Origin of the sequence: Citrobacter sp. Cpo100 (assembly GCF_030332595.1) — a bacterium.
Taxonomy (GTDB): domain Bacteria; phylum Pseudomonadota; class Gammaproteobacteria; order Enterobacterales; family Enterobacteriaceae; genus Citrobacter; species Citrobacter portucalensis.
Genome location: NZ_JAOWHM010000026.1, coordinates 241,502 through 256,987 on the forward strand (window position 1 = coordinate 241,502; position 15,486 = coordinate 256,987).

The window sequence follows — 15,486 nt, forward strand, 5'->3', positions numbered from 1 at the left end:
CTTAGATTTCATAGGAAACTGTGAACCCGCGCAGTAGTTTTGCGCACAATATGTACAGAATAACTTCGTATCCGGGGAAATACTGAAATTAGAAAAAGCATATGGCCTTAGCAGATATTCAATAACTGGAGGGTATGCTCATGAACAGCAATATGTATTCACTAAACAATTTCGATTTCCTGGCCCGTAGTTTTGCCAGGATGCAGGCTGAGGGCCATCCCATTGATATCCAGGCGATAACCGGGAATATGGATGAAGAACATCGTAGCTGGTTTTGCAAACGCTATGCGCTGTACTGCCAGCAGGCGACGGAAGCCAGGAAGCTAGAACTGGAACACTAACAGAAAAACGGGCCTTGCGGCCCGTTGTCGTTTTTACTCTTGCGGATCAACTGACGGGATCGCGGGGGCAGGCTTAACGTCTGCCGTTTTATCACGTGATTCAAGCTCAGTCAGACGTTGCTCAAGCAGCGCCAGCTTTTCACGCGTGCGCAATAAAACCTGAGTCTGTACATCGAATTCTTCGCGGCTTACCAGATCCAGACGGGTCAGCTGTGACTGCAGCGTTTGACGAATTTTCTTCTCTACGTCTTCGCCAAACTCGCGGATCCCTTTCGGCATCGACTCGTGAACCTGACGAGCAATCTGCTCAATTTTTTTCGGGTCAATCATTGTGGTTTCCCTGAACTGGTACGTGTTGCTGCCTATTGTAGTGCGAACTGGCACAGGCATAAACCAGAATTGTGTGAAGCTAAGACGAGTAAAGGCGTTGATGAAGGTAATCAATAGCGTTATAGTTAACCCGCTTATTCTCAGGGCGGGGCGAAATTCCCCACCGGCGGTAAATCAACTGATGTTGAAAGCCCGCGAGCGCTTTTTGTTACGGCAAAAAGGTCAGCAGATCCGGTGTAATTCCGGGGCCGACGGTTAGAGTCCGGATGGGAGAGAGTAACGATCCAGTCGGGCATGGACCCGCTCACGTTATTTTTTTGCCGCTTAGACGGTACTCCTAAGACTGCCCTGATTCTGGTAACCATAATTTTAGTGAGGTTTTTTTACCATGAATCAGACGCTACTTTCCTCTTTTGGTACGCCTTTCGAACGTGTTGAACATGCGCTGTCTGCGCTGCGTGAAGGACGCGGTGTAATGGTGCTTGACGACGAAGACCGTGAAAACGAAGGCGATATGATTTTCCCGGCAGAAACCATGACCGTAGAACAGATGGCGCTGACCATCCGTCACGGTAGCGGTATTGTTTGCCTGTGCATCACTGAAGACCGACGCAAACAGCTCGATCTGCCAATGATGGTGGAAAATAACACCAGCGCTTACGGTACCGGTTTTACCGTGACTATTGAAGCCGCAGAAGGCGTAACCACCGGCGTTTCCGCAGCAGACCGTGTTACAACGGTGCGTGCGGCAATTAAGGATGGCGCAAAACCTTCCGATCTTAACCGTCCGGGGCACGTTTTCCCGCTGCGTGCTCAGGCAGGCGGCGTGTTGACCCGCGGTGGTCATACTGAAGCAACTATCGACCTGATGACGCTGGCAGGGTTTAAACCAGCCGGTGTGCTGTGCGAACTGACCAATGATGACGGCACCATGGCCCGTGCGCCAGAGTGCATCGAATTTGCCGGTAAGCATAATATGGCTGTAGTGACTATCGAAGACCTGGTGGCCTACCGTCAGGCGCATGAGCGCAAAGCCAGCTAATTGCTGACTACCGCGACAACCGTGGTAGGGATAAAAAAACCGAAGTCAGTTTTCTGACTTCGGTTTTTTGTTATTGCAACCTGGCTATTTTTTTCTGGCCAGTTTAAGTGCCCAGGCTCCGCTCATTACCAGCAACAGCACTAAACACAAACCAAAAGCGAGCAGGCAGGCCTGCGCCATATTCATAAAATGCCATGGCGGGAGCAGATACCAGCCTTCGGACTGCTGGTACAGATCGACAAACCACTTTTGCATACTGCTAAGCGCCACGCCATCAGGAACGACAGGTGCGTCATAGCCGCAATCTCCAGTGGGCTTAAACCATTCTGGAGCCCAGTTTGCCAGCGGCAAATTGAAAGGGAATGTCGGATCGGTGGAACATCCCTGTACGCCAAAGAGCGAATCCGGGTCCGGGTTATGTACCGCATAATGAATGCCATTAAGTTTGATAGAGAACTTAATGCCCATAATGCTGCCATAAAATGCCGCAATGCAGCCGACCAGTTTTAGAATGAGGTTTTTAGGGTTTATTGCCGCGATCAGTCCACCGAAAACCATCACAAACATGGCAAAGCGGATGTATACACATTGTTCGCAAGGGGCCATGTAGAGATAGATTTGGAAGAACGAGTGCGCCAGAATAATTAACCCACCCATGGCACAAGCCATTAGCAACCACAAAAAGCGTCGCTCCTGCCATCTCACCAGGGTATTAACCGGTGCGGTACATAAGTCTCGCCACAATCCTTTGATAAAATCCATAGCCGGTTCCCTGTTTATTTTGTCGCCAGTTCTCTGACAAGCTCAGCCATGGAATCAATCGATTTGATGCTTTTGGTGTAGATCAGGTACTTACCATTGACGACGTAAGCCGGAACCCCCTGGATTTTGGCAACATCATAAGCCGCTTTCCATTTTTCCAGTGTCTCCTGGACTACGGGTTCTTTTAAGGCGCTCTCGAAGTCTGCTTGACTCATACCTGCAGCGTCCAGTCCTGTTTTGATGAATGAAGCGGGATCTTTACCGTCAGACCAGCGTTCTTTCTTATCGTGGTAGGCAGTGTAGTAAGCAAACTTAGCTTTTTTGAACTGTGATTTGGCATCAAACAATGAAATTCCTGCGGCCTGATCCTTAGCTATCATTACTGCAAATACTTCACTGGCCTGTTTGCCGTATTCTCCTTTGGTCTCGAGATGAAACGGTGTGAAGGCGACGAGATCGGCAACTTTATCTGACACCGGGCCGGTCACGGCTTTATCATATTTGTAGCAGAATGGGCAGGCGTAGCTGAATACTTTGATCAACGTTTTATCAGCATTGGGAATCGGTTTCTCCAGCACCATATAGTCAGTACCTTCAGTAAAAGCCGATGCTGCAAATGGTGAAACCAGCGCTGCCGTTAATACCACGCTTTTAAATAATGAAGTAATCCATTTAGATGACATAATTAATCCTTAATCTAACGAAATTATTTAAACATTTGTTGTGGGCGAACCAGTAATGCGCGGTAGTGCGTTTGGTTTGGTTTATCGGAAAGGACATCAATTTCGACTTTGACTTCTTTTGTTTTGTAGTCAATTTCGTTGATTTTGCCGATGGTTGGCTGTCCAACGTCAAATAAATTAATAGAACCACCAAATCCAAACATCGTGTCGCGGTCTTTTTGATATTCAATTACCGACGTGATAGGACTGTAGAAATCATAACCGCGCTCTTTCCCGTATTCCCAAACTTGCTGAACGGTTCCTTTTTTCTCGTCAATTTTATATTCGACGAACCGGGAGTATTTCATTGTTGGTAGAGCCGGTTGTTCGAGTCCACGGCCATCGCCATTGTCAAAGATGGTTAGCGTTCCTTTGCTGGAGAGCCAGGCGGTGTGTTGGGTGTAGGTAAAATCGAAATCAGTATTCTCGCACTTACCGTTTTCATCACACTTCAGCGCGTTGCCCTTATCATCAACCGGTTTTAACAGTTTGCTTGCCAGCGCCTTATTCCAGCCTTTAGACGGTGCCAGGATCCATTTCACCTGTTTATCGCGACCGATTTTGACGACACCCTGATGGCGGGAAGAAAGAATGATGGAGTCATCTTTAGCGTCATAGGCAATGGAGTTGACGTGAGCCCAGTTACGGCCCGCACCAACGCCGAGGGCGTCACCATAGGGGGTATCTGGCTCCAGTTTCGCCTGTTGGCCTGCGTGAGCGAGATCCACGTTGACGCATACCGCGCCTGCGTCCAGCGCACCCAGTAGCGCGTCACGCATCGGGTCGAGAATTTGTGTCAGATCCCATACGTCAACAACACGTCCAGATTTATCGACTTCAATAATCTGGTCGCGGATGGTATGTACGTGAAGGCCATCTTCTTTGCGATAATCGCGTTTACCTACGCGTAGCAGTACGGTGCCGTTCACTGTTTCGACCGACTCATGTGAAGCATCCAGGAATCCGCGTGGCAGCTTATGGTCGGCCAGAACTTGCCCCAGCATATCGAATTCATACCAGTGCTGGCCCTGGACGGCGGTGAAGGTGCCTCGCGGTGTTTCACGAATACCCATCAGGTAGCCGCGCTTGTTGATATCCATGTCATGGCCGTCATAGAAGGTGTCCTGATCCAGCCACCACCGATATTCACCTTCCGTATCGACGACAAAGGTAAAGGGTGCGATATCAAAGGGGAGTGCTCCGCCAGCAGGACCCGCATCCAGGATGCCGGCATTTTTATCTTTTTCACCATGCCAGTGGAATTCTGCACCCTGCGGGGTAAAGGTGTGGGTATTCACCAGATAAAGACGATCTTCAAAACCCGGTGCTACTTTAATCACTTTTGTTTGCTGCAAATCAGATATTGAGCGGTTATCCATGTAGTGATTTACGATGGCGGAAGTTTGCACCACATAATCATCTTTCATGGCCTTACCGTTTTCTTTATATTCAACGGTTACCTTATTTGCGAACTTTTGATAAAGGCCAAAAATAGGAATGCCATCGTACGTGGCGAGTGACTCTTTGCCGACGGTATAAGTCACCGGAACGCCTTTTTCACCTTTACCATGGACGGTAACTTTAACATCTGAAATAACGTGGCTATCTAATTCAACCAGCGCAGTAAGCGGGGCATTTCCATAAGGGTCAACTACTATTGCGCCCAATTTTCCTGCAGGTTGGGCCGGTTGAAAACCAGCGGCAAGAGAGTTTCCTGCTGCTAATCCAAATGTCAGTGCCAGAGTCCCTGCCAGAAGTGTTTTTCGGTATTGTGTAAACATGGATATATCTCCTTATATTACCTATAAATATAATCTTGCTGAATATATTATGTTTTTACGGTTTTGATAAAATAAAATGGTATTGCTAATACTACTTTTGTAATGCATTAATTAATTTTGATGAAATGTATTATTCTTCAGGAGCTAATTTTTATTATTTTTTTGATAGTATGAGTGAGATATTTTAAGAACAATATTTATTATTGCGTAGTGTGATCTTGTCGACATTGTTTTAATTGTTTATAACGAGTTTGGCTAATAGCTTAGCCGCTGATTTATATGATCGAAATCATATATTTGTTTCTGAAATATGCCACTATATGAGTATGTCAGAATAAGGTTGTGTAAAATTTTAACGTTAAATGTTTAATGATGTTAAATTTTAAGGGTAGAAGAATGTTTATTGCCTGGTATTGGATTGTATTAATTGCACTCGTTGCGGTGGGTTATTATTGCCATATGAAACGTTATTGTCGGGCATTCCGCCAGGACAGAGATGCCTTACTTGAAGCGCGAAACAAACTCTTTCGTCGCTCTGGTGAAGATAACAGCGCGGTTAAGGAACAGGATTAGTCCTTCATATTCTGCTATGGATGAGCGGATGCTGTAAATTTGCAGGGTGGCATCCGCCCTCTGGATTATCCGATTCCCATTGACTGGAGGATGACGAGGCTTAATCCCATCACCGACATTCCACATAACACCCCATAGCTGGGATTATTATTGGGATCGATCTCTTTTGCCAACGGCATCAATTCATCGACGGACAGCGCCACCATAATACCTGCGACTGCCGCCATTATTGCCGCCATCACCACCGGTGATATCAGGCTACCGAGAATTAACCACGCCAGTACGCCGCCCAGTATTTCTGCCATACCTGAAATCCCTGCCCAGAATATCGCCGTACGTTTGGAGCCTGTGGCGGCATAGACGGGACCCGCCACCGCTAATCCTTCAGGAATATTGTGCAATGCAACGGCGAGGGCAATACCAAAGCCCAGCTCAAGGTTGCTACTGGCGGTAACAAACGTCGCAATCCCTTCAGGAAAGTTGTGCAGGCTGATGCCGAGCGTTAATAAAATCGCGGTGCGTTTAATAGAGCCGGGTAGAGGCTGCGTTGTTTTTTGTACCAGATCCTGAGGGTGCGCGTGCGGCAATAGACGATCCAGGCCAAAGTAGCCCAGTAAGCCAACGATGAACATTCCGTAGCCTAATACCGGCGACATACCTTCAGCGGCCAGCGCAGCAGGTAGCATCTCCATAAGGGAGATCAGTAACATAATGCCGGCGGCGAAGCCTAAAGAAAAGGCGAGAACGCGGTTAGACGGTTTTTGCCCTAACACGCCGAGAAATGCGCCGATAAACGTGGCGGCACCTGCCAGTAAAGTCAGAAGTAAAGGTACTGACATCGACAAATAAAACTCCTTATCAATCTGCTATCCGGGTTGGATCGTCAAAATAACTGATGATCTTCATCATCGTTATCTGAGTTCTTCATCAACCGAATAAGCGTATTGTGGTGGTATCAAAATGACTCCCTCAGTAAGGATATCATCATGTCTTCAACTCGTATGCCAGCATTGTTTTTGGGTCACGGTAGCCCGATGAATGTTCTGGAAGATAACGTTTATACCCGTGCCTGGCAGCAACTGGGGGAAACGTTGCCGCGTCCGAAAGCCATTGTGGTGGTCTCGGCGCACTGGTTCACCCGTGGAACGGGTGTGACTGCGATGGAAGCCCCCAAAACGATCCACGATTTTGGCGGTTTTCCGCAAGCATTATATGACACCCATTACCCGGCTCCCGGCTCGCCTGAACTGGCGCAGCATCTGGTTGACTTACTTGCTCCAGTGCCTGTGACCCTGGACAAAGAAGCCTGGGGTTTTGACCACGGTTCCTGGGGCGTGCTGATCAAGATGTATCCGAATGCGGACATTCCGATGGTGCAGTTGAGTATCGACAGCACCAAACCTGCGGCATGGCATTTTGAGATGGGCCGTAAGCTGGCGGCGCTGCGTGATGAGGGCATTATGCTGGTGGCCAGTGGTAACGTGGTGCATAACCTGCGCACTGCGCGTTGGCACGGTGAGAACACGCCTTATCCGTGGGCGACTTCATTCAATGACTATGTTAAGGCAAACCTGACATGGCAGGGACCGGTTGAGCAGCACCCATTGGTGAACTATCTCGATCATGAAGGTGGATCGTTGTCGAACCCGACGCCGGATCACTATCTGCCGCTGCTGTATGTACTTGGGGCTTGGGATGGTAAAGAGTCTGTCACGATCCCGGTAGATGGTATTGAGATGGGAAGTTTAAGTATGTTGTCGGTGCAGGTTGGATGATGAATGCCCGATGGCACTGCGCTTATCGGGCATTAAGTTCGCGTCGTAGGCCGGGTAAGGCGAAGCCGCCACCCGGCACTCTCAATTATTCGACAAAAATATGCGGATAGAAACGTGACAGATCCTGCGTGATCAACGCGCGGTCTTCACGAATGCCGATCCCGGCTGGTTGATCGTTGATCAGCCAGCTGCCAATCAGCATATAGCTGTCGCCAAACTTCGGTAGCTGATGGAACTGCTGCACGATCATGCCTTCTTCACCGTACGGTCCTTCCACGGATTCGATCGTTTTACCGTTCTCAACGATGGAGACGTTAGCCCCCTCGCGCGAGAAGATCGGTTTTACGACGAATTTATCCATCTGCGGATGGTCGTCTTCGGCGAAGTACGCTGGCAGCAGGTTCGGATGGTCCGGGAACATTTCCCATAACAGCGGCAACAGTGCTTTGTTGGAGATAATGCTCTTCCAGGCCGGTTCCAGCCAGCGAACGCCAGCGTCTTCCAGCTTGGTGGAGAACATTTCACGCAGCATGAATTCCCACGGATAGAGCTTGAACAGGTTAGCGATTACCTGATCCTGCATGTCGGTGAACTGACCTTTTTCACCAAGACCAATATCTTCTACATAGAGGAATTCTGTAGCGATCTCAGCTTCGGCAGCGCAATCCTGCAGATACTGGATCGTACCGCGATCTTCTATCGTATCACGACAGCAGGTCAGATGAAGCAGTTGAAAACCATACTGCTCACGCAGCTCGGTGAAACGCTCGATCAGTTTTTCCTGCAGACTGTTGAACTGATCGCTGCCTTCCGGCAGGTTGCCTGCATTGAGCTGATCTTCCAGCCAGATCCACTGGAAAAACGCGGCTTCGTACAGCGAGGTTGGCGTATCGGCGTTGTTTTCTAAAAGCTTGGGTTCACCCGTGCCGTCCCATGCCAGATCGAGACGTGAATAGAGCGACGGTTGCTGTGTCTGCCAGGACTGGCGGACAAAGCCCCAGGTATGCTTCGGAATGCGAAACTTGGTCATCAACTCATCGCTGGCGATGACCTTTTCCACCACTTTGAGGCACATTTGATGCAGCTCTGCGGTGACCTCTTCCAGCTTTTCAACCTGAGCAAGGGTGAGCTTATAGTACGCGTCTTCACACCAGTACGGCTCGCCGTACATAGTGTGAAAATTGAAACCGTATTCGGTGGCTTTGTCGCGCCAGTCCGGGCGCTCAACAATACTGACTCTTTCCATGACGATCAGCCACCCATTGAACGTGTGGTGGTGCCGCTTGCGCTACGCTGCATGGTGCTCTGTTTGGCCACTGACTCACCAAATCCGCCGCGGGTTACGGTAGAGGTGGTGGCAGGTTTCGGTGCCATAGCGGTTTTCGGTACGGTCATGGTGCGACCCGGCGTTGCTGCGCCGTAGTTTTTACCGCTGGCATCCGTGTATTTGCCGTAAGCAGGGCTGGCTGGGTTTTTCGAGCTGAACAGCGGTTGCTGAGCGCCCATTCCGCCGCCCATCAGTCGACCCATCATGTAGCCTGCCATCAGCGGCATCCAGAAGCTGCCGCTGCTTTGATTCTGTGCCTGAGCCTGGCCTTCACCGGTCGGCGCCATACCCGCTTGCGCAGGAGCCTGCTGGCACTGGCCTTCGCCGAATTCAGCGATACAGTCTTCACGAGTGGCGTATTTTGGCGCGGTACGTTCAGCTTCTTTCAGCGCATTGTTAAACGCGGTAGTACATTCGGCGTTTTTACCCGGATTCGCCGCAGAGCAGTCGTCAGCGTTCTGATAAAGCGAAACCGTTTCGTCGCTCTTTTCACAGCCCGCGAGCATAAACACAGCGGTAACTGCCAGGGCGACAGGAGTCAGATGGCGCGCGCTCCAGCTTTTGCGGAACGAGGCGTGATGTATAGATTTTGTCCGTTTCATTTATGTCTTCCAGTACCCAGTGGTAACTCTGCTCAGAATAGAGGATGACTGGTCGAAATTGAAGCGGTAAGAGGCGAGAATGCGGAAGAAGGGGCGGATCTTTACGTTGTCTTACGTTCAGACGGGGCCGAAGCCCCGTCATCAGCATCAGTTACGGAACGGGTTGTTGCCGGTGCTGCTGGTTGAACGTGCTGCTGTCGGCTGTGCCGCAGGCGTCGCGCTGTTGGACGTATAACCGTCCGCTGCGGCGTCTTGCTGCGCATTTTCCGGCGCGATCGTATCCGGAGTCGTGGATACTGGTTTACCCAGCGTATTGTTCAGTGCCACCAGATCCTGCTCGTTCAGCGTACCGAGCGCAGATTTGACGTTTAACTGGTTAATAAGATAGGTATAACGCGCATTCGCCAGTTGCTGCTTGGCGTTGTACAGCGTGGTGGTGGCATCCAACACATCCACAATGGTACGTGTACCTACGGAATAGCCGGCTTCCATCGCATCCAAAGAACTTTGTGCAGAGACAACCGCTTGTTTGTAAGCGTTAATGCTACTGATAGACGCATTAATGTTGTTGAACGAAGAACGAACGGTCTGCACCACGCTGCGGTGTGCGCTTTCCAGTTGTTCACTCGCGCCAACAAAGTTGTACTGCGCTTGTTTCACCTGCGAGTTAACCATTCCGCCCTGGTACAGCGGCAGTGAGAAGCTCAGACCGATTTTATTCTGGCCCATGTTGCTGTCGTCATACTGGGAGCTGTTGGTTTTGGACCCGCTGTACGAGGTGTCAGATACCCCGGTAGAGGCGGTCAGGTCCAGAGTCGGTAAATGACCATCCTGCGCCAGACGAATCTGCTCACGTGCCAGATCCTGGCTCAAACGGGCCTGCAATAACGACAGGTTACGGTTTTCTGCTTCTTTCAGCAGCGCATTCACCGCCTGCGGCTTGTTGGTTTTAAAACCATCAACGTTCAGTGAAGCCAGTTCCGGGTAGTAGTTACCGGTTACCTGGCGCAACTGTTCTACTGCGTTATCCAGATTGTTACGCGCGGTAACTTCATTCGCCAGTACAGTATCGTATTGTGAACGGGCGTTTTGTACGTCAGTGATGGCAACCAGGCCAACGTTAAAACGCTGAGTGGTCTGATCTAACTGACGATAGACCGCATCTTTCTGTGCCTGAGTGTAAGAAAGCACGTCAATTGCGTTCAGTACGTTAAAATAGGCCGTGGCGGTGTTCAGGATCAGCGTTTGCTGATCGGTCTGATAGGTCACGTCCTGGATGCCCGCTGATTTTTCTTGCAGCGTCAGGGCACGCCATTTAGACATGTCGAACAGCGTCTGAGTCAATTGTAATGACGCGCTGGTTGCATTGGAGTTGACGCCATTTGCATCACGGTAACCATTGCTGTAGGTGTAATCGGCACCTAAACCCAGTTGCGGCAGCAATGGACTACGCGCTTCGTTAATTTTTTCGAATGCAGCATCGCGATCGGCGGCGGATTTACGCAATTCCGGGTTGCTCAGGCGTGCTTGCTGATAAACCTGCATCAGGTTTTCTGCCTGGCTCAAAGTACTGAACCCCGACAGGCTCAGGCCGATAAGGATGGGGAGCAATTTCTTCATTTGCATTCCTTGTTGTGAAGCAGTATTTAGCGCTGATCAAATTGTAAAAATATTTGCTGATTCTAGCAGAATCCGCCACTTCAAAAAGTTGGCGTTACGTGCCATACGGCGTTAATTTGCATCAATTTAACACAAGGGCGTTCAAACATCAGTCAAACGACCTTGAAATTCACATTTTAATCACTATTGGTTTCAGGACCGCACAATGAGTAAACCAGACAACTTGCCAATGACTTTCACTAAAAATGATGTAGAAATTATTGCACGAGAAAAGCTATACCGCGGTTTTTTTTCACTGGATCTTTATCGGTTTCGCCATCGCCTGTTTAACGGGGGGATGAGCGGCGAGGTAACGCGCGAAATTTTTGAGCGCGGACACGCGGCAGTCTTGCTACCCTTTGACCCTGAGCGAGATGAAGTTGTGCTGGTCGAGCAGATCCGTATCGCGGCATTTGATACCAGCGAAAGCCCGTGGTTACTGGAAATGGTGGCCGGGATGATCGAAGAGGGCGAAACCGTTGAAGATGTAGCCCGTCGTGAAGCAATGGAAGAGGCCGGGCTGGAAGTTAAACGGACGAAGCCCGTTCTGAGCTATCTGGCAAGCCCGGGTGGCACCAGTGAGCGCCTGTCTATTTTAGTCGGCGAAGTGGACGCCACGACCGCGAGCGGGATCCATGGTCTGGCTGATGAAAACGAAGATATTCGTGTTCATGTGGTGAGCCGGGAACAGGCTTATCAATGGGTTGAAGAGGGGAAAATCGACAACGCAGCGTCTGTCATCGCCTTGCAATGGTTACAGCTGCACTATCAAGAGTTAAAAACTGAGTGGAAAAAATGAAGCGTTACACACCTGACTTCCCTGAAATGATGCGTCTGTGCGAAACCAACTATTCGCAATTGCGCCGCCTGCTGCCACGTAATGATGCAGCCGGTGAAACAGTGAGCTATCAGGTAGCAAACGCACAATATCGGTTAACGATCGTTGAATCGACCCGATACACTACGCTTGTTGCGATCGAACAAACGGCACCGGCCGTCACATACTGGAGCCTGCCGTCATTGACCGTGCGCCTGTATCATGACGCAAGGGTGGCTGAAGTGTGTTCAAGTCAGCAGATCTTTCGCTTCAAAGCGCGGTATGATTATCCAAATAAAAAGTTGCATCAACGCGACGAAAAGCATCAAATTAATCAGTTTTTGGCCGACTGGTTACGGTACTGTTTAGCACATGGAGCGATGGCGATTCCGGTTTATTAGCGTCGTGAAACCTAAGGACACCATTTGGAAAGCCTGTTAACCCTTCCTTTGGCTGGTGAGGCCAGAGTCAGGATCTTACAAATTACAGACACTCACCTGTTTGCCGAAAAGCATGAAACGCTGCTGGGTGTGAACACCTGGGACAGCTATCAATCCGTACTGGATGCAATACATGCAGAGTCGCCTGAGTACGATCTGATCGTCGCGACGGGTGATTTGGCGCAGGATCAATCCGCTGCGGCTTATCAGCATTTTGCTGAGGGCATCGCAAGTTTTCGTGCGCCCTGCGTTTGGCTACCGGGCAATCACGATTTTCAGCCGGCAATGTACAGCGCGCTGCAGGATGCGGGCATTTCCCCGGCCAAACGCGTTTTCATTGGCGAACAGTGGCAAATATTGCTGCTCGACAGCCAGGTGTTCGGCGTTCCCCACGGTGAGTTAAGTGAATTCCAGCTCGAATGGCTGGAGCGTAAACTTGCTGATGCGCCAGAGCGTAATACCTTGCTACTACTGCATCATCATCCCCTGCCTGCGGGCTGCAGCTGGCTCGATCAGCACAGTCTGCGTAATGCCGCTGAACTGGATAACGTGCTGGTGAATTATCCTCGCGCCAAGTATCTATTGTGCGGGCATATTCATCAGGAACTGGATCTGGACTGGAACGGACGCCGTCTGCTGGCGACGCCGTCGACCTGCGTGCAGTTTAAACCGCACTGTTCCAACTTCACATTGGATACCATCAGCCCAGGCTGGCGGACGCTGGAGCTTTTTGCCGACGGGACGTTGCAGACTCAGGTACGTCGTCTGCAGGGTAATCGGTTCCACCCTGATACCGCTTCAGAAGGCTACTGATGTCTACGCTTCTCTATCTTCACGGATTTAATAGCTCTCCTCGTTCGGCGAAGGCGTGTTTACTGAAAAACTGGCTGGCGGAACACCACCCGCACGTTGAGATGATCGTGCCGCAGCTACCTCCGTATCCGGCGCAGGCCGCAGAGATGCTGGAATCGATCATTCTTGAACACGGCGGAGAGTCGCTGGGGATTGTCGGTTCCTCTTTAGGCGGCTATTACGCCACCTGGCTGTCGCAATGTTTTATGCTGCCGGCAGTGGTGGTGAACCCTGCCGTACGGCCTTATGAACTGCTGGTCGACTATCTCGGTCAAAACGAGAACCCCTACACGGGGCAGCAATATGTGCTAGAGTCACGCCATATTTACGATCTTAAAGTCATGCAGATTGACCCGCTGGAAGCGCCGGATTTGATCTGGCTGCTCCAACAAACGGGCGATGAAGTGTTGGACTACCGCCAGGCGGTGGCGTATTACGCCTCCTGCCGTCAGACAGTTATTGAGGGCGGAAACCACGCATTCACGGGCTTCGAAGATTATTTCAACCCGATTGTCGATTTCCTTGGACTGCACAGTTTCTGACGATCAATTCGAATTGCTTATTTAAACCATGACGCAAACTTATAACGCTGATGCCATTGAGGTACTCACTGGGCTTGAGCCGGTACGCCGTCGCCCTGGGATGTACACCGATACGACCCGTCCGAACCATCTTGGGCAGGAAGTGATTGATAACAGTGTGGATGAAGCACTGGCGGGCCACGCGAAACGCGTGGACGTGATCTTACATGCCGACCAGTCTCTGGAAGTCATTGATGACGGACGCGGCATGCCGGTAGATATTCACCCTGAAGAAGGCGTTCCGGCGGTTGAGCTGATCCTCTGTCGTCTGCACGCGGGCGGCAAGTTCTCTAACAAGAACTACCAGTTCTCCGGTGGTCTGCACGGTGTGGGTATCTCCGTTGTTAACGCCCTGTCCAAACGTGTGGAAGTGAACGTGCGCCGCGACGGGCAGGTATACAACATCGCGTTTGAGAATGGCGATAAAGTGCAGGATTTACAGGTTGTCGGTACCTGCGGCAAACGCAATACCGGGACCAGCGTGCACTTCTGGCCCGATGAAAGCTTCTTTGACAGCCCGCGTTTTTCTGTTTCGCGCTTAACGCACGTACTGAAAGCAAAAGCGGTACTGTGCCCTGGCGTTGAGATCACTTTTAAGGATGAGGTCAACAACAGCGAGCAGCGCTGGTGCTACCAGGACGGTCTGAATGACTATCTGAGCGAAGCGGTGAATGGCCTACCGACGCTGCCGGAAAAACCGTTTATCGGTAATTTCAGCGGTGAGACGGAGACGGTGGACTGGGCGCTGCTCTGGCTGCCGGAAGGCGGCGAGCTGCTGACCGAAAGCTATGTGAACCTGATCCCAACCATGCAAGGTGGTACGCACGTTAACGGTCTGCGTCAGGGACTGCTGGATGCGATGCGCGAGTTCTGCGAATACCGTAACATCCTGCCGCGTGGCGTGAAGCTGTCGGCGGAAGATATCTGGGATCGCTGTGCTTATGTGTTGTCGGTAAAAATGCAGGATCCGCAGTTTGCCGGACAAACCAAAGAGCGCCTCTCTTCGCGTCAGTGTGCGGCATTCGTCTCTGGCGTGGTGAAAGATGCATTCAGCCTGTGGCTGAACCAGAACGTGCAGTCAGCCGAACTGCTGGCTGAGATGGCGATTTCCAGCGCGCAGCGTCGTCTGCGTGCGGCGAAAAAAGTAGTGCGTAAAAAGCTGACCAGCGGTCCGGCGCTGCCGGGTAAACTGGCGGACTGTACCGCACAGGATCTTAATCGCACCGAACTGTTCCTTGTCGAAGGTGACTCGGCGGGCGGATCGGCCAAGCAGGCGCGCGATCGTGAATATCAGGCGATCATGCCGCTGAAAGGTAAGATCCTCAATACCTGGGAAGTCTCTTCCGATGAAGTGCTGGCTTCGCAGGAGGTTCACGATATTTCCGTGGCGATCGGTATCGATCCGGACAGCGACGATCTGAGCCAATTGCGCTATGGCAAGATCTGTATCCTGGCGGATGCGGACTCCGATGGCCTGCACATCGCCACGCTGCTGTGCGCGCTGTTTGTGAAGCACTTCCGCACGCTGGTGAAACACGGTCACGTCTACGTGGCGCTGCCGCCGTTATACCGTATCGACCTCGGCAAAGAGGTCTATTACGCGCTGACGGAAGAAGAGAAAGCGGGCGTACTGGAGCAGTTAAAGCGCAAGAAAGGCAAGCCGAACGTGCAGCGCTTTAAAGGTCTGGGTGAAATGAACCCGATGCAGCTTCGTGAAACTACGCTGGATCCGAACACCCGTCGCCTGGTGCAGCTCATTATCGATGATGAAGACGATCAGCGTACCAACGCAATGATGGATATGCTGCTGGCCAAGAAGCGTTCTGAAGATCGTCGTAACTGGTTGCAGGAGAAAGGCGACCTGGCGGATCTCGAAGGGTAA

Annotated in this window: 17 protein-coding genes and 1 riboswitch; of the genes, 9 read left to right on the forward strand and 8 right to left on the reverse strand. The window is 50.9% G+C overall.

All coding sequences use genetic code 11. The features are described from left to right. The first annotated feature begins 134 nt into the window (after positions 1-134). The gene (gene glgS / locus OGX96_RS04630) at positions 135-341 is read left to right on the forward strand and encodes a cell surface composition regulator GlgS (RefSeq protein ID WP_008785836.1); all 207 of its coding nucleotides are present in this window, start codon (positions 135-137) and stop codon (positions 339-341) included. A gap of 33 nt (positions 342-374) precedes the next feature. Here the strand turns inward: glgS and ubiK are convergent, their stop codons facing one another. Further along, positions 375-671 carry a ubiquinone biosynthesis accessory factor UbiK gene (gene ubiK, locus OGX96_RS04635; protein WP_020996337.1) on the reverse strand — a complete coding sequence of 99 codons (297 nt, stop codon included), beginning with the start codon at positions 669-671 and terminating at the stop codon, positions 375-377. Positions 672-803: 132 nt separating this feature from the next. Further along, positions 804-953, forward strand: a riboswitch (FMN riboswitch). Between the two features lie 106 nt (positions 954-1,059). On the opposite strand from ubiK, the gene ribB reads away from it, so the two are divergent. Continuing rightward, complete coding sequence (gene ribB / locus OGX96_RS04640; RefSeq protein ID WP_003828424.1) at positions 1,060-1,713, forward strand: 3,4-dihydroxy-2-butanone-4-phosphate synthase; 654 nt, start codon at positions 1,060-1,062, stop codon at positions 1,711-1,713. Between the two features lie 84 nt (positions 1,714-1,797). Here ribB and dsbI read toward each other — a convergent pair whose 3' ends face one another. The 3 genes from dsbI to assT are packed head-to-tail and all read right to left on the reverse strand — an operon-like array spanning position 1,798 to position 4,978. Beyond that, positions 1,798-2,475: a protein-disulfide oxidoreductase DsbI gene (gene dsbI, locus OGX96_RS04645; RefSeq protein WP_048236780.1), complete on the reverse strand. Its 678-nt coding sequence runs from the start codon at positions 2,473-2,475 to the stop codon at positions 1,798-1,800. A gap of 14 nt (positions 2,476-2,489) precedes the next feature. Further along, entirely contained in the window at positions 2,490-3,158 is a 669-nt protein-coding gene (locus tag OGX96_RS04650; protein ID WP_008785833.1) for a thiol:disulfide interchange protein DsbA/DsbL, read from the reverse strand. 23 nt (positions 3,159-3,181) lie between these two features. Then, positions 3,182-4,978: an arylsulfate sulfotransferase AssT gene (assT, locus tag OGX96_RS04655; protein ID WP_048215529.1), complete on the reverse strand. Its 1,797-nt coding sequence runs from the start codon at positions 4,976-4,978 to the stop codon at positions 3,182-3,184. A gap of 396 nt (positions 4,979-5,374) precedes the next feature. Between assT and OGX96_RS04660 the strand changes: the two genes are divergently transcribed. Continuing rightward, entirely contained in the window at positions 5,375-5,551 is a 177-nt protein-coding gene (locus OGX96_RS04660) for a hypothetical protein (protein WP_071446370.1), read from the forward strand. A gap of 65 nt (positions 5,552-5,616) precedes the next feature. Here OGX96_RS04660 and zupT read toward each other — a convergent pair whose 3' ends face one another. After that, a complete protein-coding gene (zupT, locus tag OGX96_RS04665) occupies positions 5,617-6,390 on the reverse strand; it encodes a zinc transporter ZupT (RefSeq protein ID WP_003024600.1) in 774 nt (257 codons plus the stop codon). A gap of 147 nt (positions 6,391-6,537) precedes the next feature. On the opposite strand from zupT, the gene ygiD reads away from it, so the two are divergent. Then, a complete protein-coding gene (ygiD, locus tag OGX96_RS04670) occupies positions 6,538-7,326 on the forward strand; it encodes a 4,5-DOPA-extradiol-dioxygenase (RefSeq protein WP_003828413.1) in 789 nt (262 codons plus the stop codon). Between the two features lie 85 nt (positions 7,327-7,411). On the opposite strand, the gene OGX96_RS04675 is transcribed toward ygiD, so the two are convergent. From OGX96_RS04675 to tolC, 3 genes are all read right to left on the reverse strand, one after another. After that, positions 7,412-8,572 (reverse strand): glutathionylspermidine synthase family protein, encoded by a 1,161-nt coding sequence (locus tag OGX96_RS04675; protein ID WP_198801759.1) that lies wholly within the window; start codon positions 8,570-8,572, stop codon positions 7,412-7,414. Between the two features lie 5 nt (positions 8,573-8,577). Next, complete coding sequence (locus OGX96_RS04680) at positions 8,578-9,255, reverse strand: DUF1190 family protein (protein WP_198801760.1); 678 nt, start codon at positions 9,253-9,255, stop codon at positions 8,578-8,580. A gap of 147 nt (positions 9,256-9,402) precedes the next feature. After that, complete coding sequence (gene tolC / locus OGX96_RS04685; protein WP_137378090.1) at positions 9,403-10,881, reverse strand: outer membrane channel protein TolC; 1,479 nt, start codon at positions 10,879-10,881, stop codon at positions 9,403-9,405. Positions 10,882-11,080: 199 nt separating this feature from the next. On the opposite strand from tolC, the gene nudF reads away from it, so the two are divergent. Genes nudF through parE form a run of 5 tightly spaced genes read left to right on the forward strand, consistent with a single transcriptional unit; the run spans position 11,081 to position 15,486 of the window. After that, the gene (nudF, locus tag OGX96_RS04690; RefSeq protein ID WP_048215533.1) at positions 11,081-11,713 is read left to right on the forward strand and encodes an ADP-ribose diphosphatase; all 633 of its coding nucleotides are present in this window, start codon (positions 11,081-11,083) and stop codon (positions 11,711-11,713) included. Then, positions 11,710-12,132 carry a DUF1249 family protein gene (locus OGX96_RS04695; RefSeq protein ID WP_003024582.1) on the forward strand — a complete coding sequence of 141 codons (423 nt, stop codon included), beginning with the start codon at positions 11,710-11,712 and terminating at the stop codon, positions 12,130-12,132. Before nudF ends, OGX96_RS04695 begins: the two co-directional genes overlap by 4 nt. A gap of 24 nt (positions 12,133-12,156) precedes the next feature. After that, the gene (gene cpdA / locus OGX96_RS04700) at positions 12,157-12,984 is read left to right on the forward strand and encodes a 3',5'-cyclic-AMP phosphodiesterase (RefSeq protein ID WP_016154517.1); all 828 of its coding nucleotides are present in this window, start codon (positions 12,157-12,159) and stop codon (positions 12,982-12,984) included. Then, complete coding sequence (gene yqiA, locus OGX96_RS04705; protein ID WP_003024575.1) at positions 12,984-13,565, forward strand: esterase YqiA; 582 nt, start codon at positions 12,984-12,986, stop codon at positions 13,563-13,565. The genes cpdA and yqiA overlap by 1 nt, the downstream gene beginning before the upstream one ends. 28 nt (positions 13,566-13,593) lie before the next feature. After that, complete coding sequence (gene parE, locus OGX96_RS04710; protein ID WP_003024571.1) at positions 13,594-15,486, forward strand: DNA topoisomerase IV subunit B; 1,893 nt, start codon at positions 13,594-13,596, stop codon at positions 15,484-15,486.

What these genes read in the sequence shown, in the direction of transcription:
- dsbI (WP_048236780.1), bottom strand. Translation starts at nt 2,475, where the DNA reads ATGGATTTTATCAAAGGATTGTGGCGAGACTTATGTACCGCACCGGTT.
- OGX96_RS04695 (WP_003024582.1), top strand. Translation starts at nt 11,710, where the DNA reads ATGAAGCGTTACACACCTGACTTCCCTGAAATGATGCGTCTGTGCGAA.
- assT (WP_048215529.1), bottom strand. Translation starts at nt 4,978, where the DNA reads ATGTTTACACAATACCGAAAAACACTTCTGGCAGGGACTCTGGCACTG.
- nudF (WP_048215533.1), top strand. Translation starts at nt 11,081, where the DNA reads ATGAGTAAACCAGACAACTTGCCAATGACTTTCACTAAAAATGATGTA.
- ribB (WP_003828424.1), top strand. Translation starts at nt 1,060, where the DNA reads ATGAATCAGACGCTACTTTCCTCTTTTGGTACGCCTTTCGAACGTGTT.
- zupT (WP_003024600.1), bottom strand. Translation starts at nt 6,390, where the DNA reads ATGTCAGTACCTTTACTTCTGACTTTACTGGCAGGTGCCGCCACGTTT.
- ubiK (WP_020996337.1), bottom strand. Translation starts at nt 671, where the DNA reads ATGATTGACCCGAAAAAAATTGAGCAGATTGCTCGTCAGGTTCACGAG.
- OGX96_RS04675 (WP_198801759.1), bottom strand. Translation starts at nt 8,572, where the DNA reads ATGGAAAGAGTCAGTATTGTTGAGCGCCCGGACTGGCGCGACAAAGCC.
- glgS (WP_008785836.1), top strand. Translation starts at nt 135, where the DNA reads ATGCTCATGAACAGCAATATGTATTCACTAAACAATTTCGATTTCCTG.
- parE (WP_003024571.1), top strand. Translation starts at nt 13,594, where the DNA reads ATGACGCAAACTTATAACGCTGATGCCATTGAGGTACTCACTGGGCTT.
- ygiD (WP_003828413.1), top strand. Translation starts at nt 6,538, where the DNA reads ATGTCTTCAACTCGTATGCCAGCATTGTTTTTGGGTCACGGTAGCCCG.
- yqiA (WP_003024575.1), top strand. Translation starts at nt 12,984, where the DNA reads ATGTCTACGCTTCTCTATCTTCACGGATTTAATAGCTCTCCTCGTTCG.
- OGX96_RS04660 (WP_071446370.1), top strand. Translation starts at nt 5,375, where the DNA reads ATGTTTATTGCCTGGTATTGGATTGTATTAATTGCACTCGTTGCGGTG.
- OGX96_RS04680 (WP_198801760.1), bottom strand. Translation starts at nt 9,255, where the DNA reads ATGAAACGGACAAAATCTATACATCACGCCTCGTTCCGCAAAAGCTGG.
- OGX96_RS04650 (WP_008785833.1), bottom strand. Translation starts at nt 3,158, where the DNA reads ATGTCATCTAAATGGATTACTTCATTATTTAAAAGCGTGGTATTAACG.
- tolC (WP_137378090.1), bottom strand. Translation starts at nt 10,881, where the DNA reads ATGCAAATGAAGAAATTGCTCCCCATCCTTATCGGCCTGAGCCTGTCG.